Genomic DNA, 24,484 nt, shown 5'->3' on the forward strand with positions numbered 1-24,484 from the left:
GATACCGGCGATACCGGCGACACCAGCGACACCAGCGACACCGGCGACACCGGCGACACCAGCCACACTAGCCCCTGCCGCCAAACCGCGACGATTTGCCGATTTGTGCTCACCGGCGCTTTTCGGCGCCGATAGGCTGGCCCGAACTTCGATTTTCGAGACGTTCGCGCCGCCAGCCGATTTCACCATGCCGCTCCCGACCGTTCCCGCCGATCCGGCCTCCGACGACTGGCCACGTGCGCTGCGCGCGTGCGTGGATGCGTTCGACGCGTTCGCGAGCCCGTCCGCGATCGTGTTCTACCGGCTCGACCAGAGCGGCGAACCGGCCGATTTCGAGCTGTTCGGGATGCCGGAATCGATGCATCGCACCTATGTCGCGCGCTACCGGATGCTCGATCCGCTGCATCCGTCGCGTTGCGCTGCGGGCGAACGCGCGGTCGTCACGCTCGAGTCCCAATTGCCTGACGAAAGACGCGACGCGTCCGCGTACTGGACCCGTTTCCTGCGACGGCACGACGTGGCCGACGTCGTCGAGATCTGGCTGCGCGACGCGGGCCGGACGGTCGGCGCGTTCTCGCTGCTGCGCTTCGGGGCGGGCGATACGCGCGGCGGCGTGGCCGATGCCGCCACGGCCGGACGGTTCGCACCCGGCGAGATCGATGCGCTGGCGCGGCTGCAGCCCGTTGCCGAAGCCGCGCTGAGCCCGCTGCTGCGCGTGCGGAGCGGGATCCACCGGATCGGCTGCGAGGAGCGGCTGACCTACCGCGAGGAGCAGATCGCGCGCCTCGTGCGCGACGGTCGCTCGAACAAGGAGATCGCGCGCGATCTCGCGCTCGGCCAGCCGACCGTCAAGACGCACCTGATGCGTATGTACCGCAAGCTCGGCGTGTCGAACCGCACCGAACTGGTGGGGGCGCTGTTCCTGTAATTCATCGGATAAATTCATCGGATAATTGCGGCCCGGACTTCGAACCTTCGCGATCGCCGTTTCGATAAAAATCAACGGGCCGGGAACATGGACGTCGCAATCATTGCCGCTTCGCTGGTGGTCATCGCCTTGAGCATTGCGCTACCGATTTTCATCATCAGAACCGTGCGAAGCGGGACTTACGACTCGCTGTATTTCCTGATCCCGCTTGCGCTCGGCATTTACTGGCTGGATTACCAGGCATACGCTTTCCTGGCGTCGATGGCGCACGGTTTCAGAAACTAGCTGTCCGGTCCGTTCCCATACCGGCTTTTCGCCTCGCCCCGCCTGACCTCCCGCGCGGTTCGACCCCGCCGCCTTCTCCCCACGCGCTGCCAATTTGCGCTCACCTTGCGCGAACCCTCGTCGATACAGTGATCCGACGCCCGCGTGCCTCACACGCACGCGGTCCAGCCACGACAATCCTCGAGACGCCCATGAGCACCACGAACTTCGTCGCCGTCAGCGACACCGTGCGCACTTTCGTTGCGCGCGATTTCGGCCTCTTCATCGACGGCGAAATGCAGCCCGCCCACGCGGCCGCGCGACTCGACGTGTACGACCCCGCGACGGGCGAGCGGCTCGCGACGGTCGCGGACGCCGACGAACGCGACGTCGACCGCGCGGTCGCCAGCGCGAAGCACGCGTTCGACACCCGCGTGTGGAGCGGCCTGCGCCCGGCCGACCGCGAACGCATCCTGCTGAAACTCGCCGACCTGATCGAGGCCGACGCCGAAACGCTCGCGCAGCTCGAAACGCTGAACCAGGGCAAGTCGATTCACGTGTCGCGCGCGATCGAGGTCGGCGCGAGCGTCGAATACGTGCGCTACATGGCCGGCTGGGCGACCAAGATCACCGGCCAGACGCTCGACGTGTCGATCCCGTTCCCGCCCGGCGCGCGTTATACGGCCTATACGCGCAAGGAGCCGGTCGGCGTGGTCGCCGCGATCGTGCCGTGGAATTTCCCGCTGATGATCGCGGTGTGGAAGCTGATCCCCGCGCTCGCGGCCGGCTGCACGATCGTGCTGAAGCCGTCGCCGGAAACGCCGCTCACCGCGCTGCGCCTGGCCGAGCTCGCACGCGAGGCCGGCGTGCCGCCCGGCGTGTTCAACGTCGTCACCGGCGGCCGCGTGTGCGGCGCCGCGCTCGCGAGCCACCCGTCGATCGCGAAGATCTCGTTCACGGGCTCGACCGCGACCGGCAAGCTGGTCGGCGCGGCGGCCGTGCAGAACATGACGCGCTTCTCGCTCGAGCTCGGCGGCAAGAACCCGATCGTGATGCTCGATGACATCGACGTCGCGCAGGCGCTCGACGGCGTCGCCGCCGGCGCGTTCTTCAACCAGGGGCAGGTGTGCGCGGCCGCGTCGCGCATCTATGTGCACCGCAGCAAGTTCGCGCAGCTTGCCGACGGCCTCGCAGGCGTTGCGCAGTCGATGAAGCTCGGCGCGGGCCTCGACACGACCGCGCAGATCAACCCGCTGGTCTCCGCGCACCATCGCGACAAGGTCGTCCAGCATATCGAGGGCGCGCGCCGCGCGGGCCTGACGTTCCTCGCGGGCGGCACGCCGGCCGACGACCTGCCCGGCTACTACGTGAAGCCGGCCGTGATCGCCGATCCGCATCCCGACAGCGCGATCGTGCGCGACGAAGTGTTCGGCCCGGTGATCGTCGTCGTGCCGTTCGACGACGCGGCCGACGCGGTGCGTCTCGCGAACGCGTCGCCGTACGGCCTCGCCGCGAGCATCTGGAGCAACGACCTGAAGCGCGTGATGAACCTCGTGCCGCAGATCGAGGCCGGCACCGTGTGGGTGAACTGCCATATCCCGCTCGATCCGTCGATGCCGTTCGGCGGCTACAAGCAATCGGGCATCGGCCGGGAGTTCGGCCAGTACGCGATCGAAGGCTTCACCGAAACCAAATCCGTCTGCATCGCGCACTGACGCGCGGCATCAACCTCGAACCCTGAACCCGGACGACCCAGGTTCAAACGATCCGACAGTGGAGACTGCAATGAGCTACAACGAAGCAAAATTCTGGCACCCGATGCTGCACCCGAACGAGATGAAGCAGCGCAAGCCGATCCGCATCGTGCGCGGCGACGGCTGCTACGTGTTCGACGAAGAGGGACGCAAGCTCGTCGACGGCGTCGCGGGCCTGTGGAACGTGAACGTCGGCCACAACCGCCAGGAAGTGAAGGACGCGATCGTGCGCCAGCTCGACGAGCTCGAATACTTCCAGCTGTTCGACGGGATCTCGCATCCGCGCGCGGAAGAGCTGTCGAAGAAGGTGATCGACCTGCTCGAACCGGAAGGGATGCGCCGCGTGCTGTACAGCTCGGGCGGCTCCGATTCGATCGAGACCGCGCTGAAGATCGCGCGCCAGTACTGGAAGGTGCGCGGCCAGGCCGACCGCACGAAGTTCATCTCGCTGAAGCAGGGTTATCACGGCACGCACTTCGGCGGCGCGTCGGTGAACGGCAACACGGTGTTCCGCCGCAACTACGAGCCGAACCTGCCGGGCTGCTTCCACGTCGAGACGCCGTGGCTGTACCGCAACCCGTTCACGCAGGACCCCGAAGAACTTGGCCGGATCTGCGCGGAAATGCTGGAGCGCGAGATCCAGTTCCAGAGCCCGGACACGGTGGCCGCATTCATCGCGGAGCCGATCCAGGGCGCGGGCGGCGTGATCGTGCCGCCGGCCAATTACTGGCCGCTCGTGCGCGAGGTGTGCGACCGTTACGGCGTCCTGCTGATCGCCGATGAAGTGGTGACGGGCTTCGGCCGCAGCGGCAGCATGTTCGGCAGCCGCGGCTGGGGCGTGCGCCCTGACATCATGTGTCTCGCGAAGGGGATCTCGTCGGGCTACGTGCCGCTCGGCGCGACGGTCGTGAACGCGCGGATCGAGGATGCGTTCGCCGCGAACGCCGATTTCGGCGGCGCGATCATGCACGGCTACACGTATGCGGGCCACCCGGTCGCGTGCGCGGCCGCGATCGCGAGCCTCGACATCGTCGTGAAGGAAGACCTGCCGGCGAATGCGGCGAAGCAGGGCGCGTATCTGCTCGAAGCGCTGCAGCCGTTCGCGGAACGCTTCGCGGCGGTCGGCGAGGTGCGCGGCAAGGGGCTGATGCTCGCGCTCGACCTCGTCGCGAACAAGGACACGCGCGAGCCGATCGACCCGCTGTCCGGCTACGCGAACGCGGTCGCGGAAGTCGCGCGCGAGAACGGCGTGCTGGTGCGTCCGGTCGGCACGAAGATCATCCTGTCGCCGCCGCTCGTGATCCAGCGCGAGCAGCTCGACCGGATCGTCGACGCGCTCGCGGCGGGCTTCGAGGCCGTGCCGTTCGCGTGACGGCGTGATTGCGTGACGGCAAACCGGCGGCGGGCAGTGCGGCCGCCGCCGGTTTGCCGATTTGCGCTATGACCGGATTATTTTGCCTGCGTATTTTTTCGACATCGGATCAAGGTGTGATCGACAGGGGGCCCGGGAATCGAAGCGCTGAAGCGCCGCCCCGGGCCGACCGCAAAGCATGGGGCCCCGATAGCTGCCGGAGCGCAGGTTCGGGCCCGTTCAGGAAGGAGACGAAGATGTCGGGATGGTCAGGAATTACCGGCGCCGCGGGCGGCGCGCCCGCCGGCACGCCGGCCGAGGCAGGCGGCGGCACGGCGCTGAAGGCGGGTGCGGTCGGCTTTCCGACCGCGCTGGCGAGCGCCGTCGGCCTCATCATGGCAAGCCCGGTGATTCTCACCGCGACCTCGGGCTTCGGGATGGGCGGCTGGGCGTTCGCGGTCGCGATGATCATCGCGTTCGTGATGATGCAGGCGCAGGCGACCACGTTCTCGGAAGCCGCCGCGATGCTGCCGACGGCCGGCTCTGTTTACGATTACCTGTCGTGCGGGCTCGGCCGCTTCTGGGCGATCACCGGCACGATCTCCGCGTATTTCCTCGTGCACGTGTTCGCCGGCACGGCGGAAACGATCCTGAGCGGCATCATGGCGCTCGTCAATTTCGAATCGCTGAATGCGGCGTTCGAGAAGCACAACAGCTCGTGGCTCGTCGGCGTCGGCCTCGTGGTCACGTTCGCGATCACCAACATCATCGGCATCAAGGTGTTCAGCAAGCTCGAGATCGTGCTGACGGCCGGCATGTGGCTGTCGCTGATGATCTTCGGCATCCTCGGGCTCGCGGCCGCGCCGGCCGTGCATCTCGACGGCTGGTTCGGCGGCTCGGAAGTCGGCACGTCGGTGCCGGCCGTGCTGTCGCTCGTCGGGATGGCGATGTTCATGTTCGTCGGCTGCGAGTTCGTCACGCCGCTCGCGCCGGAAATGAAGGCGCCGGGCAAGACGATTCCGCGCGCGATGGCGCTCGGCCTCGTCGGTGTCGCGATCTGCATGTTCCTGTACGGCGCGGCGATCCGCCGCCAGGTCGCGAACGTGCCCGTGAGCCCCGACGGCCTCACGCACCTGCTCGACACGCCGGGCGCGATTCCCGCGTTCGCGCTGCAGGTGCTCGGGCCCTTCGGCCGCATCTGGTTCGGCATCGCGTTCCTGTGCGCGGGCGCCGCGACGATCAACACGCTGATGGCCGGGCTGCCGCGCATCCTATACGGGATGGCGATCGACGGCGCGCTGCCGCGCTGTTTCGCGTACCTGCATCCGCGCTTCAAGACGCCGGTGGTCGGCATCGTCGCGGCGGCGATCGTGCCGATCTTCCACGCGTGGCTGATCAACGGCAATCTCGACAGCATCCTGCACCTCGTGCTCGCGGCGACCTGCGCGTGGGGCACCGCGTACCTGCTCGTCACCGCGTCGGTCGTGATGCTGCGGATTCGCCGCCCGGACCTGCCGCGCCCGTACCGTTCGCCGCTGTTCCCGCTGCCGCAGATCGTGTCGAGCGTCGGCATCGTGCTCGCGATCTGGTACATCACGCCGCCGGGCATGAACGCGCGCGACATCTACGTGCCGTTCGGCGCGATGCTCGGGCTCACCGCGCTGTACGCGCTGTTCTGGACGCTCGTCGTGCAGCGCCGTCATCCGTTCAAGCCGGTGCCGGTGGAAGAAGTGCTGCGCAACGAGCACGTCGCGTCTTGAAGGCTGCGCTCGCTCGCTGGCGCGCGGCGCCCGATGCGCCGCCGCCCGGCCATCGGCCCGGCGCGATCGCCGCGCGCGTGCTCGCCGATCTGGGCGCCGCGCGCGACGCCGACGGGGGCGGCAGTCTGACGGCCCGATTGCCGAACGGCGTACGCGTGACCATCGACGAGCGTGTCGATCGCCAGTTCCTGATGCATACGGTCAGCGTGACGGTGGCGGCAACCGCGCGCGGCCCGGCCGTGCAGGGCCGCGCGCGGGTGACGCAGACCGGCTGGCTGCGCCGCACGGGCATCGACGCAGTGGCCGAGCCGGGATGCGACCCCGGATTCGCCGACACGGTGGCCGCGCTGGTCGCCGAGCCGTCGCTGGCCGACGCGCTGCGGCCGCTGCACCTGACCGACTGCGCGATCGACGCGCGCGACGGCCGCTGGACGCTCGCGATCGTGCCGTTCGGCGGCAGCGAGGTCGTGAACCGGATGCCGTCGTTCCGCCGCTACGTCCGCCTGACGGGCGAGCAGGCCGCCGCGCTGTCGGCGGCCTGTCTTGCGTTCGAAACCGCACTACGCAGGATTTTGCACGGGTAAGCTGTGGCGTTGCGCGCCGGGGGAACCCGGCGGCCGCGTTTAGGGGTTTTACCGGAGATGCCGATGCTGTTCCAGTCACGCTCACACGAAGACGTGCACGATCACGGGCTCGCGATCGCGGGCTGGCATCAGGTCTACCGTCAGATGACGCCGGGCCGCTTCAAGGGCACCGTCACGCAGGTGCTGTACGACGATTTCCACTTCTTCCGCGAGACGACCAACCGGCGCGTCGCGCAAACCGGGCTCGCGCCGGCCGGGCGCACGTCGCTCGCGGTGCCGCTGTCGGTGCCGCTCGCGGGCACGTTCCAGGGCCAGCCCGTCGACGGTTATGCGCTGCTCGCGCTGCGCGCCGGGGAGGATTTCGAATTCCACACGCCGGAAGGGATGGGGCTCGTCGGGATCAGCGCGGCGTCCGACATGGTCGACGAGCTGTGCGAAGCCGAATTCGGCGCATCCGGCGCGCGCAAGCTGCGCCACGTGACCCGGCTGTCCGACGAGCAGGGCGTCGCGCTCGGCGTGCGGCTGTCGTCGTTGATCGACGATGCGCAGCGCAACCCGGGCCACCTCGAATACGCGGCCACCCGCAAGATGTTCCGCGACGCGATGCTCGGCATGTTCCTCGACGCGCTCGAGCAGGGCATCGGCGTCGAGCGCCGCGACATCACGCACGCCACCTACAGCGACATCGTGAGCCGTTGCGAGAAGCATCTGCGCGACCGCCCCGAGGAACCCGTCACCGTGCTCGAACTGTGCCGCGCGCTGCGTTGCAGCCGCCGCACGCTGCAGACGAGCTTCCAACGCGTGGCGGACGTCACGCCGGTCGGCTATCTGCGCACGATCCGGCTGAACGCGGTGCGCCGCATGCTGCGCACGACATCCGTGCAGCAGCTCGGCGTCGGCGAGGCCGCCGCGAGCTGGGGGTTCACGCACCTCGGTTATTTCGCGCGCGAGTATCGCGACCTGTTCGGCGAGCTGCCTTCCCAGACGACGCGTCCCGAATGACGCACGCGCACCGCGACGGCGCCGCCGGGCAACGTCGCGCACCATGCGCGCCACGGTTTGCCGATTTGCGATAGAGGTCCTGAATTTTCGCTGGATAGAGTCCTGTCACCCATATCGACAACCCCATCGATCTGCACTGCGTATCGATGACAACAGAGGGGCGGGACATGAGAATCGGAAGACGACTGGCCGCGGCCGCGGCCACGCTCGGGTGCATGCACGCACACGCGCAGACCTCCGGCAGCGTGACGCTGTACGGCACCGTGGACACCGGCATCATCTACTCGACGAACCAGCAGTTCACGCGCGCCGACGGCAGCACGGGCGGCGGCCATGCGTGGCAGATGGGCGGCGGCAACCTCGTGCCGTCGCGCTTCGGATTCCAGGGGGCCGAGCCGCTCGGCGGCGGGCTCGACGCGGTGTTCACGCTCGAGCAGCAGTTCCTGTCCGCGAACGGGCAGGCACTGCAGGGCGGCACCGCGTTCAGCCGGCAGGCGTGGGTCGGGCTGCGCCAGGACGGGATCGGCACGCTCGGCCTCGGCCGCCAATACGACTCGTACACGGACATGCTCGGCGCGTATGTGTCGAGCAACAACTGGGCGACACCGTACGGCTCGCACCTCGGCGACGTCGACAACCTGAACGCCGCATTCAACTTCAACAACGCGGTGAAGTTCACCAGCGCCGATTTCAACGGCTTCACGTTCGGCGGCACGTTCAGCTTCGGCGGGCAGGCCGGCGATTTCTCCGCGAAGCGCGGCTACGCGGTGGCCGCGACGTACACGCGCGCGCCGGTGGCGTTCTCGGTCGGCTACCTCGACCTGCACCAGCCGCTCGACGCGGCGCTCGGCGGCGCGAGCGGCTATATCGGCGATTTCGCGTGCAGCAACCCGGGCGCGATGTACTGCCTGCTGCAGGATGCCGGCTCGATGCGCGCGTTCGGTGCGGGCGGGTCGGTCACGTTCGGCGCGGCGACGATCGCGCTCACCTACACCCATACGCGCCTCGGCGACAGCCGCTACTTCTCGACCACCGCGCAGCCGCGCACGCAGGCGTTCACGTTCGACATCGGCGAACTGAACGCCACGTACATGTTCACGCCCGCGCTGCAGGGCGGTGTTGCCTACATCTTCAACGCCGCGCATACCGACGGGCGCGGCACGACGCGGTTCCACCAGGTGAACGTCGGCACGAACTACAGCCTGTCGAAGCGCACGGCGCTGTACGCGGTCGCGATCGGCCAGATCGCGAGCGGGACGGGGCTCGGCACCGACGCGAGCGGCAACGCGGTGAACTACGCGCAGATTCCGGTGCTCGCGAACAGCAACTCGAGCCGGCAACTGGCGGTGATGGCCGGGATCCGCGTGAATTTCTGACCGGCGCGGAGGCACGGAGCGGCAGGCGGGGCGGGGCAGCCGGGCACGGCGACGGCCGTTCCCGCCGCGTGCCATAAATTCTTAACGATCGGCGTGAACAATGGCGTTCGCTTCAGGCGGCCAGAAGCGTCGCCCGCGTTGCACACGTGTGCAACGCCTGGCCGTCCCGCCACCACGCCGAACGAGAGAGACCTCATGACCTTGCTGAGCCGCCTGCGCGCGCTGTCCGCCGCCGTTGCGCTGTCCCTTGCCGCCTCGCACGCCTTCGCGGCGGATCTCGTCATCGCGGGCCGCGACGACATCTACGGAAAGGGGCTGGCCGACGCCGTCGCCGGCTTCAACAAGCTGCACCCGGGCACCGAGATCGAGCTGCTCAAGCTGCCGAACGCGAACCTGTACCAGAAGCTCAAGCTGTCGATGCGCGAAGGCACGGGCGCGTACGACCTCGTGATGATGGACGACACGTGGGCGCCCGAATTCATCGGCAACGGCTGGCTGAAGCCTCTGCCGGCATCGCTCGCCGACGCCGACCTCGTGCCGTCCGCGGTCGCGCTCGGCCGCAACGCGGCCGGTGCGCTGTATGCGCTGCCGATCGTCGGCAACGTCGAGATGTTCGCGTACCGAAAGGACCTGCTCGCGAAATACAAGCTGCAGCCGCCGCGCAACTGGGACGACGTGCTGAAGATCGCGCAGACCGTCGGCGGCGCGGACAAGAGCGTTTCGGGTGTCGTGTTCCGCGGCACGAAGGGCAACCCGGTCGTGACGGGCTTCCTGCCGATCCTGTGGGCCTACGGCGGCGACGTGTTCGACCGTGCCGGCAACGTGACGATCGATTCGCGCGAGGCGCAGGCCGCGCTGAAGACCTTTCTCGCGCTGAAGGCGTCCGCGCCGAAGGACGTCGACGTCTACGGCGCGGCGGAAGTGCGCGACGCGCTGCAGCGCGGCACGGCCGCGCAGTCGATCGAGGTGTGGCCGGCGTGGGTGCCGGCGCTCGACGATCCGAAGCAGTCGCGCGTGGTCGGGCAGATCGCGCTGCAGCCGCCGCCCGGGCAGACTGCCGGCCCGGCGCCGATGCTCGGCATCTGGCAGATGGGCATTCCGAAGGACGCGCCGCACGCGAAGCTCGCGCAGGACTTCCTCGCGTACCTGACCAACCGCGACACGCAGACGCGCCTCGCCGGCATCGGCATTCCGCCGACCCGCCGCAGCGTGTTCAACGATCCGGCGCTGGTGCGCCAGTATCGCTGGTATCCGGATCAGCTGAAGGCGCTCGAGGCCGGCCGTGCGCGGCCGCGCGTGAAGGACTGGCAGCAGGTCGAGAGCATTCTCGGCGACCAGCTGCAGCTCGCGCTGACGGGGCAGGCCGCGCCCGACGCCGCGCTGCGCCAGGCGCAGCAGAAGATCGCGCAAGCGACGGCCGCGGCCGGCAAGTGACGGCGCGCGTCAACTCGGCAGCCGGAGGTCGCGCATGAAGTCCTTCGGCCGCAGCCTGCCGTTCGTCGCCCTGCTCGGGCCCGCGCTGCTGGTGCTCGCCGCGCTCGCGCTGTATCCGGTCGCGCAGGTGCTGATCGATTCGTTCTGCCACGTCGACTACTCGGCCGGCCGCCGCGCGTTCGCGGGGCTCGCGAACTATCGCGCGGTGCTCGGCGACGACGCGTTCACGGCCGGTTTCGGCAACACGCTGCGCTTCACGATCGTCGCGTCGCTCGCGGAAGTCGCGCTCGGTTTCGGCCTTGCGCTGCTGTTCGTGCGCGCGTTCCCGGGGCGGCGCATCGCGCTGCCGCTCGCGATCCTGCCGATGATGCTGTCCACGCTCGTGTGCTCGGCGATCTGGCGCAACTGGCTCAACTTCGACGGCTTCCTGAACGCGCTCCTCGCGGCGTTCGGCGTCGAAGGCGTGCGCTGGCTGTCCGATCCGCATCTCGCGTTGTGGTCGCTCGCGCTCGTCGACGTGTGGCAGTGGACGCCGATGGCCTTCCTGATCGTGCTGGCCGGGTTGCAGTCGATCCCGCAGGAACTCTACGAAGCCGCGCGCACCGACGGCGCGAGCGAGTGGCAGTGCCTGCGCGACATCACGCTGCCGCTCGCGGCGCCGCAGATCGGCCTCGCGCTGCTGCTGCGCTCGATCGACACGTTCAAGCTGTTCGACAAGGTCTATGCGCTGACGGGCGGCGGCCCCGGCAACGCGACGCAGACGCTGTCGACCTATATCTACGACACGGGCTTCCGCTTCTTCAACGTCGGGCCGGCGAGCGCCGCGTCGGTGCTGATGCTCGCGGCGTCCGCGCTGCTGGTCTCGGGGTACGTATGGCAGACGGTTCGCAAGCGGCGCGCATGACGGCGCAATCCGCAGGCATTTCGCGCGCGCGCACGGGCGCCGCATTCGGTCGCGCGCTGCCGTGGGCGTTGCGCATCGCCGCGCTCGCGCTGTTGCTGCTGCCGTGCCTGTGGATGGCCGGCGCGGCCTTCATGCCGACGCTCGAACGTCTCGATCATCCGATGCGGATCTGGCCGGCCGCGCCGACCTTCGCGCATTTCGCGTCGGTATGGTCCAACGGCATCGGCGCGCCGCTCTTCAATTCATTGCTGGTCGGCTTCGGCACGACGCTGCTCGCGCTGGCGCTCGCGTTTCCGGCCGCGTATGCGCTCGTGCGGCTGCGTTTTCCGGCGCGGCTCGACCTGCTGTTCCTGGTGCTCGTGCTCGCGTTGAAGCTGATGCCGCCGATCACGATCGCGGTGCCGCTGTTCGCGCTCGCGAAACGGCTGCACCTGCTCGATTCGACGCCGGGCCTGATGCTCGCGTATCAGATTTACGCGCTGCCGATGGCGATCTGGATGCTGCTCGCGTTCGTGCGCGACGTGCCGATCGAATACGAGGAAGCGGCCTGCATCGACGGCGCGGGGCTGGCTCGACGGCTCGTGCAGATCGTGCTGCCGCTGTGCGCGCCGGGCCTGATCGCGACCGCGATCTTCGTGTTCATCGCCGCTTGGAACGAGTTCCTGATCGCGCTGCTGTTCGTGTCGACGCCGAGCCGCTTCACGCTGCCGCTCGCGATCGCCGGCTACGTGACGGAGAACGGCATCGACTGGGGTGACCTGATGAGCGCGGGCCTGATGGCGTCGCTGCCCACGCTGGCCGTGGCCGGTTATGTGCAGCGTTACCTGTTGCGCGGGTTCGCGGGCGGGTTGAAGTGACGCCGATGCAGAGCGGCGGTGCGCCGCGCGGCAGGCTCGGCTGCGCGCTCGCGCCTGTCATGCATCACGTTGGCGCACGCTTGCGCATCGCACGTCGCTACGCCGGGCGGCCGACGCAGCTGTGACGAACGACGCAGGTCACCGGCACGACCCGCGTGCGCGATGCGCCGGCGAACGCCTGCATCCGCTCGGCGAGCATGTCGACGGCCGCGTTCGCGAGGCCTTGCGTATCCTGACGGAGCGTCGTCAGCGCATAGCCGTCGAATGCGGCGGCGGGAATGTCGTCGAAGCCGATGACGCGCAAGTCTTCCGGCACGCGCAGCCCGAACTGCTGGCGCGCGGTGTCGATCATGCCCAACGCGAGCAGGTCGGACGAGCAGAACACGCCGTCCGGAACGGTGTCGCCGGACAGCAGATGCCGTGCCGCTTCGACACCGCATGCGTATGTGTCGGACGGCGTGTCCTGAATCCGTACGCTTGCGGCGCCATCAGTATCGCCGTGACGACGAAGCGCTTCGACGAACGCAGCGGCACGCGCGCTCGCACTGTAGCTCGTGTTGCGCGGCCCGACGAACGCAACCCGGCGCGCGCCTGCCTGCGCGAGCATTCGCGCGGCATGCGCGGCGCCGGCCGCGTTGTCGCTCACGACGACATCCGCACCCGGAAGATTCGCGTCGCGGTTGATCATCACGACCGGGATCCGGTGTTCGAGATATTGCTGCGCGACCGACAGCGGCGGCGACGCGGACGTCATCACGAGGCCCGCGATCCGGTAGCTGAGCAGTTGCTCGAGCGATTGCCGGACCTGGCGCGGGTCTTCCGCATTGGTCACGAGCGGCGTGAGCGCGCGCTGCCCGAGCGCGGCCATCAGGTCCGACAGCAGCCGCGCGCGAAACGGATTCTCGAACCCGGCCGTCACGACGCCGATCATGCTGCTGCGCTGCGTGATCATGTCGCGCGCGATCAGGTTGACCTGGTAGCCGAGCGCGCGCGCGGCGACCATCACGCGCTCACGGGTCTGCGGTGCGATGCTCGCCGTCGGCGAGAATGCACGCGACACCGCGGAGCGCGATACGCCGGCGCGCGCCGCGACATCCGACGCCGTCACCCACGGTTTTCTTTCCTTGTCATTCATCGATTCATGATCCCTTCGAGCCACGATACGCGCACGCCGCCTGCTGACTGGATGTCGGCGCTCGACGACGCGCGGCCGCTGCATACGCTGACCCTACCGGGCAGCCATGACACCTGTGCGTATACCGTCGACGATGGGCTCGTGCGCACCCAGCGTGCGCCGCTCGATGCGCAGCTCGCGCATGGCGTGCGGCTGCTCGACATCCGCTGCCGGCACGTGCGCGACGCGTTCGACATCCATCACGGCGGCATCGCGCTGGGCATGACGTTCGACGACGTGCTGGCCGATTGTTTGCGTTTTCTCGACGAACATCCGCGCGAATGCATCGTGATGTCGGTGAAGGACGAATGGCCGGCGCACGCGTGCACACGCAGTTTCGATGCGACGTTCGATGCGCATCGCGCGCGGCATCCGCGGCTGCGCTGGCATGCCGGCGGCACGCTGCCCGCGCTCGGCGACGTGCGCGGCGCGATCGTGCTGCTGCGGCGCTTTCGCAGCAGCCGGCCGCTCGGCATCGACCTGACCGCGTGGCCCGACAACGCGACGTTCACGATCGATCATCCCGACGGCGCGTTCGTGATCCAGGACGAATATCGCGTGCCGGTGGCGGCGTCGATCGGCTGGAAGTGGCGTGCGATCGACGCGCTGCTGACGGACCTGCCGTCGCCGGACAGTGGCCGCTGGGCGATCAATTTCTGCAGCGGGACCGGCATGGGCGCGAATCCGTCGGTCGTTGCCCACGGCGACGGCCGGGTGCAGGGCATTCATGCGCGGCTGGCCGCACGGCTGCGCGAGCAGCGCGGCCCGTGCGGTGCGATGCTGCTCGATTTCTGCGATGACGACGATTGGGCGCTGGTGCGCGCGCTGATCGCGTGCAACGATCATGCGCCGATGCCGGGTGCGTGGCGCAAGGCGTTTCGCTGTTAGCGAAGATGGGCGGTGAAGAATGCGAGCGCCTTTGCATCGAGCATCGCGTGGAACGCCGCGCGGTCGAATCCCTTCGCATCGGTACAGACTTCGGGCGAGTCGTGTGCCAGTTGTTCGGGGCACGGCGCGAGAAACGCGAAGTGCGCGGAATTCGGCACGACGTGGAATTCAGGCCGCCGCGGCAGCAGGCCGGCCAGCGCGGGGGTCGTTTCCGGCTCCACGCCGTCGCCGCCCGCTTCGGACGCCCAGAGCTGGATCGGCGCGTGCACGTCCTTCAGCGTTTCGGCGGTCGGGAATTCGTCGAGCGGGTCGGCGAGCACGTAGGCCTTGATCCTCGGATCGTGCGTCAGCGGCTGGCGCGGCAGGTCATGGTCGCGGATCTGCTTGCAGATCAGCCAGGTCGGGTCCGGGCAGGCCACCCGTGCGTGCACGAAATCCGGATTCGCGCCGGCCAGCACGAGGCCCGTGTAGCCGCCGCGCGAGAAGCCGAAGAAGCCGATCCGCGCGGGATCGACATGCGCGGCGTCGGCCGCGTTGGCCAGCATGTAGTCGACGAGGCGCTTGATGTCCGCTGGCCGCTCGGCCAGCTCCCGCAGGTCGGCCGCGTGGCTCATGTCGGCATGCGTGTCGCCGGGATGGTTGATCGCCGCGACGACGAAGCCCGCGTCGGCGAGCGTTTCGGCGAGGTCGTGATGGCCGAAGTACGTGCCGCCATGCCCGTGCGAGATCACGACGAGCGGCAGCTTGTCGCCGACGGTCGGGCAGTCGCGTTGCCCTTTCAATTCGAAAGGCCCGATCGTGAGCGTCTGGGCGGCGTCCGCGCAGGGCGTCCACACGACTGCCTTCAGTTCAGGGCCGCCGGCGTCGGCCGGAATCCGGACGAACTTGATGCCGGCCGCGTGCGTGAGCGTGACCGACAGGCAGAGGATGGCAGCCAGTACGGTCGATAACCAGGTCTTCACGGTGAAACCCTCCGGAGCAGGAGCAACGATCGGACGGCCGTTGCGAGTTGCCGGTCGCGCGCCGACATGCGATTGCACGGATACGACGATCAGCGTGCGTCGCCGATCGTGATGCAGAAATGCAGCCGGTCGGTCGTTGCGTGGTATTCGTCGTGCCACGCCTGCGCGTCGGACGTCATCGTGCTGCGGCAGAACGCGGCAGCATCCGCCAGCGGCCAGTCCGCAAGACACACGGTGCCCTGCGGTGCGCTGCCGTGTCCGACCCGCCCGTCGGCAGTCAGGACCCAGCCTTCCCATCCGTAGATCGGAATGCGATGACGCACGCAATAATCGATGCATTCGAGCGCGGCGTCGAGCGGAAGCACGATCTCGCGACTGGAAATCGATTGCGCGGCGAGAGCGGCAGGAATCTTCCCGAGTTGCGACATGGCGGGCGGCAGGGGCGGTGTGGCGCGGGACCGGCGGCTACCGCGTCGCGATTGCCACTGCCGCGCCGGCCATTGCGGTCGCGCTCGTGCGGTTGGCGATCCGTTTCGCGCGCGCCGAAGTGAGAAAAGCTCGCGCGCGCGCCGCGAGCAGCGACCAGAAGCAGTCGGCGAGGATCAGCACCGCGAGCATCGTGGCGACGAGTTCGGCCCACGCGGTCACACCGACGTGCGTGAGATCGACGATGGTCGGCAGCAGCGCGAGATAGAACACCATGATCTTCGGGTTGCCGAGCGTGACGAGCATGCCTGCGACGAACATGCGCGACGGCGACTGGCCGCGCGGCAGGTCGTCGGCGCCGGCCTCGGTCGGCGCGGTCCACATCTTCCACGCGAGGAACAGCAGGTACGCGACGCCGAGCAGCTTCAGCACGATCAGGCCGGCCGCGAACGTGCGCGCGAACGCGGACAGCCCAGCGACCGCGAGCGTGAGCCACAACGCTTCGCCGAGCCACATGGCGGCGAGGAACGGCAGCACGTCGCGCACGCCGTTGGTCAGCACGCGCGCGACCAGCGCGGCGACGCTCGGCCCGGGGGTGCCGGCGGTGACGAGCAGGGTGACAGCGAAGACGGCGAGCGCGGACAACGTCATGACGAACCTCGTGGGTGGGGGGGTTCGAAACGTATGAGGTTTCGATTATAGTGACGGCCGTTCCAGACTGCCTGCCTGAATTGCCGCAATGACCGCATCGATCCTGATTCGCCCCGCCACGCGGGAAGACGCGGCCGCGATGGCCGCCGTCGAAGTCGCCGCCGCGCAGCGGTTTCGCGAAATCGGCATGACCGACATCGCCGATGGCGAGCCGACCGATGCGGCCGACGTGCTCGCGCGCATCGCCGACGGCCGCGCGGTCGTCGCGGTCGATGCGCAGGGCACGTGCGTCGGGTTTGCGTTCTACCGGCTGCTCGATGCACGGCGGTTGTATCTGGAGGAACTGGATGTCGCGCCTTCGCATGCCGGACAGCGGATCGGCGCGCGCCTGATCGAGCAGGTGACCGCGCGCGCCGCGCGGGAAGGCATCGCGGAGGTCGTGCTGTCGACGTTTCGCAATGCGCCGTGGAATGCGCCGTACTACGCGCGCCTGGGTTTCAGCATCGTCGACGACGCCACGCTCGACGGCACGCTGCGTGCGATCCGCGCGCACCACGTCGCGCTCGGGCTCGACGAGACGCAGCGCGTGTTCATGCGGATGCGCGTCCCGGGCTGACGCACTCCCGGCGAGTTGCGGTGCAGGCAGCGCGACCGGGTGTCAGCGCAATGCCGGGCTTCCGGCCGCCGGCAGCGACGCGAACGCGGCCTCCACGTGTGCCAGAAAATCGGACGCGGGCCGCGTCAGTTGCAGGCCCGGCGGCGTGAGCCGGTACAACTGAAGCGGTGGCGGCGACATCGGCAACGGCAGCGGCGTCAGCTTCTGGCCGAACACGGTTTCCGCGAGCGACAGCCGGGTCCACGAGAAAATCGCATCGTTGGTCACGAGCAGGCTGTAGAACAGCGCATACGACGTGCAGCGCGTGATGCAGCGCGGCGGGGGCAGGCCCGCGTGTTCATGCAGGTCGCGGATATAGGTGGGGAAGTTGTCGCTGGCGTCGGCGTGGATCCATTCCGCGTCGCGCAGCGCCTCGAGCGATGTTGCGCCCGCGAAGCGCCCGTTCTCGCGGGTGACGAACGCGGTGTCGAACGTGCGGATCGCCCTGATGTCGACCGACTCGGCAATGGGGCCCGTGACGGCGACGAAGGCGAGATCGAGCGTGCGATTGCGCAACTGTTCCGTGAGCAGGTTGAACGTCAGTTCCCGAAGTTCGCATTCGACGTTCGGCCAGTGGCGGCGGAAGGCGGCGTAGGCTTCCGCAAAGCCCGTCACCGCGACGATCGGCGTGAAGCCGATCACGAGCCGCCCGTCGCGCAGCCCCTTCATGTGCGCCATGTCCTCGCTCGCCCGTTCGAGCTCGCGCACGACGGCCTGGGCGCGCCCGAGCAGTGCGTCGCCTTCCGGCGTCGGCACCACGCCCCACGGTTTGCGCTCGAGGAGCGTCACGCCGAACTCGTTTTCCAGTTCCTGGATCGCCTTGCTGATGGCCGGCTGCGTGACGTGCAGGGTCTTGGCCGCGGCCTTGATGCTGCCGGCCGTCGTGACCGCGACGAGTGCGCGCAATTGATGGATTTTCATGATGCGGAAGATATTACCAAAAGTTATCTGCATCAAAATTCGTGAGTTTTTTGACCCGAAACGCGTCTTTATGCTTGGCCGGACGGTCGCGAGGCGGCCGATTCCACGGAGCCATCCATGACGCAGAACCTTGCTCACGTACTCGCGGCGATTCACGAGTCGGAGTCCCGATTCGTTGCGATCCGCCGCGACATCCACGCCCATCCCGAACTCGGTTTCGCCGAGACCCGCACCGCGCAGCTCGTCGCCGAACAACTGGCCACATGGGGCTACGACGTGACGACGGCGGTGGGAGGCACCGGCGTCGTCGGCCAGTTGCGGCGCGGCGCGTCGGTGCGCACGCTCGGCCTGCGCGCCGACATGGATGCGCTGCCGATCGAGGAGGCGACGGGGCTGCCGTATGCGAGCACGGTTGCGCGCACGATGCACGCATGCGGTCACGACGGCCATACGGCGATCTTGCTGGCCGCCGCCCACTATCTTGCCGAACAGGGCCGTTTCGACGGCACGCTCAACGTGATCTTCCAGCCGGCCGAGGAAGGGCTCGGTGGCGCAAAGCGGATGATCGACGACGGCCTGTTCGAACGTTTCCCGTGCGAACGCGTGTATGCGCTGCACAACGCGCCGGGCGTGCCGGTCGGCCATTTCGCGTTGCGCTACGGGCCGATGATGGCGTCGTCCGATTCGGTGACGATCACCGTGACGGGCAAAGGCGGGCATGGTGCGATGCCGCAGCTCGCGAGCGACCCGATCGTCGCGGGCGCGCAAATCGTGACCGCGCTGCAATCGATCGTCTCCCGCAACGTCGATCCGCTGAAGCCGGCCGTCGTGACCGTCGGCACGTTCCATGCGGGCACTGCCCCGAACGTGATCCCGGAAACGGCGACGCTGCAGTTGTCCGTGCGCGCGCTCGACGCGACCACGCGCGACGAAATCGAGGCACGGATCCGCCGGATCGTCGACGCGCAGGCGCAGGCGTTCGGGATGACCGCGCAGATCGAATACCGGTCGATCTCGCGTGTCGTGGACAACGACCGTGCGGCGTCGGATCTCGCGGTGGAGACGATTGCGGCGCTGGCCGGCGAAGGCGCGCTCACGCTGTTGCCCGATGGCGTGATGGGCAGCGAGGATTTCTCGTGGATGACCGAATGCGCACCGAGTTGCTACGTGCTGGTCGGTAACGGCGTCGATTCCCGGGGTGGATGTTCGGTGCACAACCCGCATTACGACTTCAACGACTCCGCGCTGAGCTGGGGGGCGGCCTATTTCGCCGGGATTGCCGAACGCTTCCTGAAGATGGACTGACGAAGGCGCAAAGGAGACGCGCCGGCCGGACCCGGGTTGACTTGACGATAAGGATGACGAATGAAAAAGCGATTTGCATTAGGCGCGGCCTGTCTCGCGTTCGGCGCCGGCAACGCGCGCGCCGTGCCCTATCAGGACGTGTTGCTGGCAGCGGTGCCCGAGTACAACGGCAGGATGACGGAGGGCGTCGCGCTGTATGGTTCGCTCGACATGGGGATCAACTACCAGACGGTCGGCGGCCGTTCGCTGTGGCAGACGCAGAGCGGCGGCGAGTGGACCTCAAAGTTCGGCTTCTTCGGCCGCGAGAACCTCGGTGGCGGCTGGCGCGCCGAGTTCAACCTCGAAAGCGGTTTTCTCGCGAACAGCGGCGCGCAGCAGGATGCGCAATCGACGTACAACAGGCAATCGTGGGTCGGCCTGTCGTCGGACAGCTACGGCCGGTTGCGTCTCGGCAAGCAGATCGGCACGGCGCTGCCGCTGTTCATCGACGTGTTCGGCACGGTGGGCACGAACTCGGTCTATACGTGGCTGGGCGCGGCAGCCGTGCAGACGAGCCGCGGCGTCGGCTACAACTCGGACCTCGGGCCGGGGGCGACGCAATTGCCGGCGCGCGTCGACAACGCCATCACGTACCGTACGCCGATCGTCGCGGGCACCACGTCGCTGATGCTGATGCTTGCGCCGAGCAACGTGGCCGGGCGGGCACCCGCGGCGTCCGCGCAAGGCGCGCTGCTGCAGTGGTACAACGGCACGACCTATCTGGCCGCGAGCTACAACCAGGTGTGGGGCGTCAACGGGGCGAGCACCGTGCGCAACGACCTGTACGGGCTCGGCGCCGTCTATGACACCGGGCGGATCGTGCTGTCCGCATCGTTCAACCAGTACGCGCCGAAGCTGGCCGGCGACGGCATCGCGCGCGTCTACACGCTCGGCGCGATCGTGCCGTTCGGCGTCAATGCGATTCGCGCGTCGGTCGTCTATCGCGATACGTCGGGTGCGCGCGACGCGGCCGGCCAGCCGGCCAGGGATTCGGCACTCGGTGCGATGCTGGGCTACGACTACCTGCTGTCGAAACGCACGGGCCTCTACGCGCGTGCGGGGTTCATCCGCAACTACGGCATCTCGACCGTGTTGCTGAACGGCAATCCGCTGCCGACCGAACCGGGCGGAACGACTCCGCGCACCGGGACGACACCCGTGACGCTGTCGCTCGGCATGTATCACAACTTCTGAACGGGAATTTTCGATGCATACCCTGAATCGCACGGCCGCTGCGCCGGTCGAGTCCGGGCCGCGCGTAACGCGCCGCACGGTCGTTGCGGCCGCACTCGGCAACGGGCTCGAATTCTTCGACTTCACCGTCTACAGTTTCTTCGCCGCATTGATCGGCAAGCTGTTCTTTCCCGCGTCGAGCGATCTAGGCGCGCTGATGCTGTCGCTCGCGACGTTCGGTGTCGGGTTCGTCGCACGGCCGCTCGGCAGCGTCGCGATCGGCGCCTATGCGGACCGTGCCGGCCGCAAGCCCGCGCTCGTGCTGACGGTCGCATTGATGGCGCTCGGCACCGGGATCATCGGCTTCGCGCCGACCTATGCGCAGATCGGCCTCGCCGCGCCGCTGCTGATCGTCGTCGGGCGTCTGCTGCAGGGCTTTTCGGCGGGTGGCGAAGTGGGGGCCGCGACGACCCTGCTGATGGAGTCGGGTGACACCGGCCGGCGCGGCGAGCGGGTGAGCTGGCAGATGGCGAGCCAGGGCGGTGCGACGCTCGTCGGCGCGTTCGTCGCGCTGACGCTGTCGCGCGCACTGTCGCCCGACGCGCTGCACGCGTGGGGGTGGCGCGTCCCGTTCGTGCTCGGTCTGCTGATCGGCCCGGTCGGCTTCTACCTGCGGCGCCATCTGGACGATACGCTGCCGCACGCAGCGGCCGGCGCGCCGCGCGAGCGTGCGCGCATTCCGTGGCGGCAGGTCGCGGCCGGCACGCTGCTCGTGATCGGCGGCACGTCGACCACCTATACGATCGTGTTTTTCCTGCCGTCGTTCCTGACGCTGACCGTTGGCATGCCGGCATCGGTGTCGCTGCTGTCGGGCTGCGCGGCCGGTGCCGTGCTGCTGATCGGTTCGCCGTTCGCGGGGCGGCTCGCGGATCGCGTGCGTCGTCGCAAGCGGCTGGTGGGCGTGACGTGCGTCGCGTCGGCCGTGCTCGTGCTGCCGGCGTTTTACGCGATGAAGATGTGGCCGTCGGCGGGCACCGCGGTTGCGGTCGTGATCGTGCTGATCGGCTTGATGACACTGTCGAGTCCGGCCGGCTTCGTGATGATCCTCGATGCGTTTCGGCCCGAGGTGCGGGCGATGTCGCTCGGGATGATCTATGCGCTCGGCGTGACGATTTTCGGCGGGTTCGCGCAACTGATCGTCGGCGCGATGTGGCGCGCGACCGGCAGCTTTTACGCGCCTGCGTGGTATGTGCTGGGATGCAGCGTCGCGAGTCTGGTCGGTCTGGCGCTGTTCGCGGAAGCGTCCGACGTGGAAGGCAGGCGGTGAACGGGAGGGGCGGACACGTGACGTGCCCGCCCTGGGGATGGTGTGCGCGACGAACGGACGGGCGGGGCCGCTCCGTTCATCGCGCGTGGGCTGTCGCGCAATCAGGCCGCGTCGCTCAGCGCCGGGTAATCGGTATAACCCGTTTCGCCTTCCGCGTAGAACGTCTCCGGCACCGGCTGGTTGAGCGGTGCGCCGAGTTCGAGGCGGCGCGGCAGGTCGGGGTTCGCGATGAACAGCTTGCCCCATGCGATCGCGTCGGCGTTGCCGCTGGCGAGTGCGGCTTGCGCGGTGTCGAGCGTGAACTGCTCGTTGGCGATCAGCGGGCCGCCGAACGCTTCCTTCAGGCGCGGGCTCAGGTGGTCGCCCGAATACGATTCGCGCGTGAAGATGAACGCGATCTTGCGGCGGCCGAGTTCGCGCGCGACATAGCCGAACGTGGCCGCCGGATCGGAATCGCCCATCGTGTGCGCGTCACCGCGCGGTGCGAGGTGCACGCCGACACGGCCGGCGCCCCACACGTCGATCGCGGCGTCGACCACTTCGAGCAGCAGGCGCGCGCGGTTCTCGATCGGGCCGCCGTACGCATCGGTGCGGTGGTTGGTGCTGTCCTGCAGGAACTGGTCGAGCAGGTAGCCGTTCGCGCCGTGGATCTCGACACCGTCGAAGCCGGCGGCCTTCGCGTTCTCGGCACCCTTGCGGTACGCGGCGACGATGCCCGGGATCTCGTCGAGTTCGAGCGCGCGCGGCGTCACGTACGGGCGCTGCGGACGCACGAGGCTCACGTGGCCGCCCGCGGCGATGGCGCTCGGCGCGACCGGCAGGTCACCGTTCAGGAATACCGGGTCGGAGATCCGGCCGACGTGCCAGAGCTGCAGCACGATGCGCCCGCCGGCCGCGTGCACGGCCTGCGTCACCTGCTTCCAGCCTTCGACCTGTTCGTCGGACCAGATGCCGGGCGTGTCGGCATAACCGACGCCCTGCGGCGTGACCGACGTCGCTTCGGTAATGATCAGGCCGGCCGATGCGCGCTCGCGGTAATAGCGCGCCATCAGTGCGTTCGGCACGCGCGTCGTACCCGCACGGGCGCGGGTGAGCGGCGCCATCACGATGCGGTTCGGCAGGGTCAGGTCGCCGAGGGTAACGGGGTCGAACAGTGTAGGCATGGCAGATAACCTCTTCACGAAAGGCGGGGAAGCCGGCGCGTCATGTGCGGCGGCGGCCCGCATGGCCGGTTCGGCCGTTGGCTAGAGTTCGCGGCGCAGTGCGTCGTGAAATGCGTCGATGACGGCCTCGTTGCGCTGGAAAAACGCCCACTGGCCGATCCGCGTCGACGTCACGAGCCCCGCGCGCTGCAGCGTCGCGAGGTGCGCGGAGACGGTCGATTGCGACAGCCCGCAGCGCGCGTCGATCTGGCCCGCGCAGACGCCGTGTTCATACGGCAGCGTCTGGTTCGGGAAATGCACGTCCGGCGTTTTCAGCCAGGCGAGGATTTCCCGGCGCACGGGGTTCGAGAGCGCTTTCAGGATCGCTTCGATGTCGAGTTCGGTCGGCATGGACGGGTTTGGCGTTTCGCTCGGGTAACGAGGTATCGTCGATGGGCGAATCTTATATCGGAACTTGACGATATGTTTGAAAGCATTGCCGGCAATAGGGTTGATAGCGAAGGGCGATTGCGGGGACAGGGCAAGGCGACCGCGAAGGGCGCGGAGCGGAGCCGCCGTCCCGCCACGCGCCATCCGGCCCTCAGTCGGGCACGTCGACGATCTCGTTCCTTCCCTGCGTCGCATCGACGTGCGCGAGCGTATCGGGCACGCGTATCGCGGGCGGGTAGCCGCGAGCTTCGGCAACTCGAGCAGCGCCTCGTCGCCGGATCTGCCCGGGCGATGCACCGCGTTGTGCATCCTGTGGGATGCTACGCGGCGAGGCGCGACCCGGACGGGTTCGACGCGGCCGATCGCGAGTATTCCGGCCAGGCGCGCCGATCGATCGACGCGCGGGTGCGCATCGCAAGGTCATGCCGGTTCGTCCATCGCGCACGAACCGATTTTTTTTCGGAGTTCTTTCATGTCTGTTCGGGCCGTCATCTTCGATTTCGATCTGACGCTGGCGGATTCGTCCGCCGCGATCGTCGCGTGCACGGAGTACGCGTTGCATCAGCTGGATGCCGCCGGCGCGACGCCGGCGCAGATTGCTGCCGTGATCGGGCTGCCGCTGCACGAGATGTTCCGCTTGCTGACGGGCGAAACCGAGCCGGCGCGGGCCGACGCGTTCGCGCGTCACTTCGTGGTGCGGGCCGACGAGATCATGGTGCGCGGCACGCGCATCTATCCCGAGGTGCCGCCCCTGCTCGCGCGTCTGCGCGAGCAGGGGCTCGCGGTCGCGATCGTTTCGTCGAAGTTTCGCTACCGGATCGAGGCGATCCTTGCGCTGAACCAGTTGCAGTCGCTCGTCGACGTGCTGATCGGCGGGGAAGACGTGCAGCGTCACAAGCCCGATCCCGAAGGGCTCGTGCTGGCGTTGGCGCGGCTTGGTTTGCCCGCTCGTTCGGCGATCTACGTGGGCGACCACGCGGTGGACGCGCAGGCGGCCGAGCGCGCCGGCGTGGCGTTCGTCGGCGCGGTGAGCGGGATGACGTCGTTCGACGGATGGGCACGTGCGGGCAGGCAGGCGGTCGCCAACCATATCGGCGAACTGGACGCGATCGTGCAGCGGATGCAGTGCGACTCGTCCGCGGCATCGGGCTGACGCG

At 68.4% G+C, this 24,484-nt stretch carries 24 protein-coding genes; 17 read left to right on the forward strand and 7 right to left on the reverse strand.

The genetic code is table 11. The features are described 5' to 3' along the window. Positions 1–187 precede the first annotated feature (187 nt). The 11 genes from VK92_RS01480 to VK92_RS01530 all read left to right on the forward strand — a co-directional run bounded on the left by VK92_RS01480 (position 188) and on the right by VK92_RS01530 (position 12,214). Complete coding sequence (locus tag VK92_RS01480) at positions 188–928, forward strand: helix-turn-helix transcriptional regulator (RefSeq protein WP_048022019.1); 741 nt, start codon at positions 188–190, stop codon at positions 926–928. A gap of 87 nt (positions 929–1,015) precedes the next feature. Further along, positions 1,016–1,213 (forward strand): hypothetical protein, encoded by a 198-nt coding sequence (locus VK92_RS01485; RefSeq protein ID WP_048022017.1) that lies wholly within the window; start codon positions 1,016–1,018, stop codon positions 1,211–1,213. A gap of 191 nt (positions 1,214–1,404) precedes the next feature. Then, a complete protein-coding gene (locus tag VK92_RS01490) occupies positions 1,405–2,907 on the forward strand; it encodes an aldehyde dehydrogenase family protein (protein WP_021163649.1) in 1,503 nt (500 codons plus the stop codon). 70 nt (positions 2,908–2,977) lie between these two features. Beyond that, positions 2,978–4,318, forward strand: coding sequence for an aspartate aminotransferase family protein (locus VK92_RS01495; protein WP_021163648.1), 1,341 nt, complete (start codon positions 2,978–2,980; stop codon positions 4,316–4,318). Positions 4,319–4,554: 236 nt separating this feature from the next. After that, on the forward strand, positions 4,555–6,057 hold the full coding sequence (locus tag VK92_RS01500; protein ID WP_021163647.1) for an APC family permease: 1,503 nt from the start codon (positions 4,555–4,557) through the stop codon (positions 6,055–6,057). Further along, positions 6,054–6,641 carry a DUF3156 family protein gene (locus VK92_RS01505; protein ID WP_048022015.1) on the forward strand — a complete coding sequence of 196 codons (588 nt, stop codon included), beginning with the start codon at positions 6,054–6,056 and terminating at the stop codon, positions 6,639–6,641. The genes VK92_RS01500 and VK92_RS01505 overlap by 4 nt, the downstream gene beginning before the upstream one ends. Positions 6,642–6,704: 63 nt before the next feature. Beyond that, a complete protein-coding gene (locus VK92_RS01510; protein ID WP_021163645.1) occupies positions 6,705–7,643 on the forward strand; it encodes a helix-turn-helix domain-containing protein in 939 nt (312 codons plus the stop codon). 167 nt (positions 7,644–7,810) lie between these two features. Continuing rightward, entirely contained in the window at positions 7,811–9,019 is a 1,209-nt protein-coding gene (locus VK92_RS01515; protein ID WP_048022013.1) for a porin, read from the forward strand. Between the two features lie 195 nt (positions 9,020–9,214). Next, positions 9,215–10,453, forward strand: a complete 1,239-nt coding sequence (locus tag VK92_RS01520; RefSeq protein WP_048022011.1) for an ABC transporter substrate-binding protein — start codon at positions 9,215–9,217, stop codon at positions 10,451–10,453. Between the two features lie 34 nt (positions 10,454–10,487). After that, entirely contained in the window at positions 10,488–11,357 is an 870-nt protein-coding gene (locus VK92_RS01525; RefSeq protein WP_048022009.1) for a carbohydrate ABC transporter permease, read from the forward strand. Further along, positions 11,354–12,214, forward strand: coding sequence for a carbohydrate ABC transporter permease (locus VK92_RS01530; protein WP_048022008.1), 861 nt, complete (start codon positions 11,354–11,356; stop codon positions 12,212–12,214). The genes VK92_RS01525 and VK92_RS01530 overlap by 4 nt, the downstream gene beginning before the upstream one ends. Before the next feature lie 97 nt (positions 12,215–12,311). Here VK92_RS01530 and VK92_RS01535 read toward each other — a convergent pair whose 3' ends face one another. Further along, on the reverse strand, positions 12,312–13,349 hold the full coding sequence (locus VK92_RS01535; protein WP_048022006.1) for a LacI family DNA-binding transcriptional regulator: 1,038 nt from the start codon (positions 13,347–13,349) through the stop codon (positions 12,312–12,314). Positions 13,350–13,355: 6 nt separating this feature from the next. On the opposite strand from VK92_RS01535, the gene VK92_RS01540 reads away from it, so the two are divergent. Then, on the forward strand, positions 13,356–14,276 hold the full coding sequence (locus VK92_RS01540) for a phosphatidylinositol-specific phospholipase C (RefSeq protein WP_156187218.1): 921 nt from the start codon (positions 13,356–13,358) through the stop codon (positions 14,274–14,276). Here the strand turns inward: VK92_RS01540 and VK92_RS01545 are convergent. The 3 genes from VK92_RS01545 to VK92_RS01555 all read right to left on the reverse strand — a co-directional run bounded on the left by VK92_RS01545 (position 14,273) and on the right by VK92_RS01555 (position 16,315). Beyond that, positions 14,273–15,238: an alpha/beta hydrolase family protein gene (locus VK92_RS01545; protein WP_048022003.1), complete on the reverse strand. Its 966-nt coding sequence runs from the start codon at positions 15,236–15,238 to the stop codon at positions 14,273–14,275. The two genes, VK92_RS01540 and VK92_RS01545, sit on opposite strands and share 4 nt — an antisense overlap. Before the next feature lie 89 nt (positions 15,239–15,327). Then, positions 15,328–15,666 (reverse strand): hypothetical protein, encoded by a 339-nt coding sequence (locus VK92_RS01550; RefSeq protein ID WP_021163637.1) that lies wholly within the window; start codon positions 15,664–15,666, stop codon positions 15,328–15,330. 37 nt (positions 15,667–15,703) lie between these two features. Continuing rightward, on the reverse strand, positions 15,704–16,315 hold the full coding sequence (locus tag VK92_RS01555; RefSeq protein ID WP_048022001.1) for a LysE family translocator: 612 nt from the start codon (positions 16,313–16,315) through the stop codon (positions 15,704–15,706). 88 nt (positions 16,316–16,403) lie between these two features. On the opposite strand from VK92_RS01555, the gene VK92_RS01560 reads away from it, so the two are divergent. Next, on the forward strand, positions 16,404–16,931 hold the full coding sequence (locus tag VK92_RS01560; protein ID WP_048021999.1) for a GNAT family N-acetyltransferase: 528 nt from the start codon (positions 16,404–16,406) through the stop codon (positions 16,929–16,931). 42 nt (positions 16,932–16,973) lie between these two features. Here the strand turns inward: VK92_RS01560 and VK92_RS01565 are convergent, their stop codons facing one another. Beyond that, a complete protein-coding gene (locus VK92_RS01565) occupies positions 16,974–18,029 on the reverse strand; it encodes a LysR family transcriptional regulator (protein ID WP_231616424.1) in 1,056 nt (351 codons plus the stop codon). Between VK92_RS01565 and VK92_RS01570 the strand changes: the two genes are divergently transcribed. Genes VK92_RS01570 through VK92_RS01580 form a run of 3 tightly spaced genes read left to right on the forward strand, consistent with a single transcriptional unit; the run spans position 18,009 to position 21,735 of the window. Further along, complete coding sequence (locus VK92_RS01570; protein WP_048021995.1) at positions 18,009–19,196, forward strand: M20 aminoacylase family protein; 1,188 nt, start codon at positions 18,009–18,011, stop codon at positions 19,194–19,196. The two genes, VK92_RS01565 and VK92_RS01570, sit on opposite strands and share 21 nt — an antisense overlap. Positions 19,197–19,256: 60 nt before the next feature. Continuing rightward, positions 19,257–20,429, forward strand: a complete 1,173-nt coding sequence (locus VK92_RS01575) for a porin (RefSeq protein ID WP_048021993.1) — start codon at positions 19,257–19,259, stop codon at positions 20,427–20,429. 13 nt (positions 20,430–20,442) lie between these two features. After that, positions 20,443–21,735 (forward strand): MFS transporter, encoded by a 1,293-nt coding sequence (locus tag VK92_RS01580; RefSeq protein WP_048021991.1) that lies wholly within the window; start codon positions 20,443–20,445, stop codon positions 21,733–21,735. A 101-nt stretch (positions 21,736–21,836) separates the two neighbouring features. On the opposite strand, the gene VK92_RS01585 is transcribed toward VK92_RS01580, so the two are convergent. Both VK92_RS01585 and VK92_RS01590 read right to left on the reverse strand, forming a co-directional pair. Then, positions 21,837–22,898 carry an alkene reductase gene (locus tag VK92_RS01585; RefSeq protein ID WP_042978074.1) on the reverse strand — a complete coding sequence of 354 codons (1,062 nt, stop codon included), beginning with the start codon at positions 22,896–22,898 and terminating at the stop codon, positions 21,837–21,839. An 81-nt stretch (positions 22,899–22,979) separates the two neighbouring features. Further along, positions 22,980–23,288, reverse strand: a complete 309-nt coding sequence (locus tag VK92_RS01590) for an ArsR/SmtB family transcription factor (protein WP_027789442.1) — start codon at positions 23,286–23,288, stop codon at positions 22,980–22,982. A gap of 511 nt (positions 23,289–23,799) precedes the next feature. Between VK92_RS01590 and VK92_RS01595 the strand changes: the two genes are divergently transcribed. Next, on the forward strand, positions 23,800–24,480 hold the full coding sequence (locus tag VK92_RS01595; RefSeq protein WP_048021988.1) for an HAD family hydrolase: 681 nt from the start codon (positions 23,800–23,802) through the stop codon (positions 24,478–24,480). Positions 24,481–24,484 lie beyond the last annotated feature (4 nt).

Source organism: Burkholderia sp. LK4 (genome assembly GCF_001043615.1).
Lineage (GTDB): Bacteria > Pseudomonadota > Gammaproteobacteria > Burkholderiales > Burkholderiaceae > Burkholderia > Burkholderia cepacia.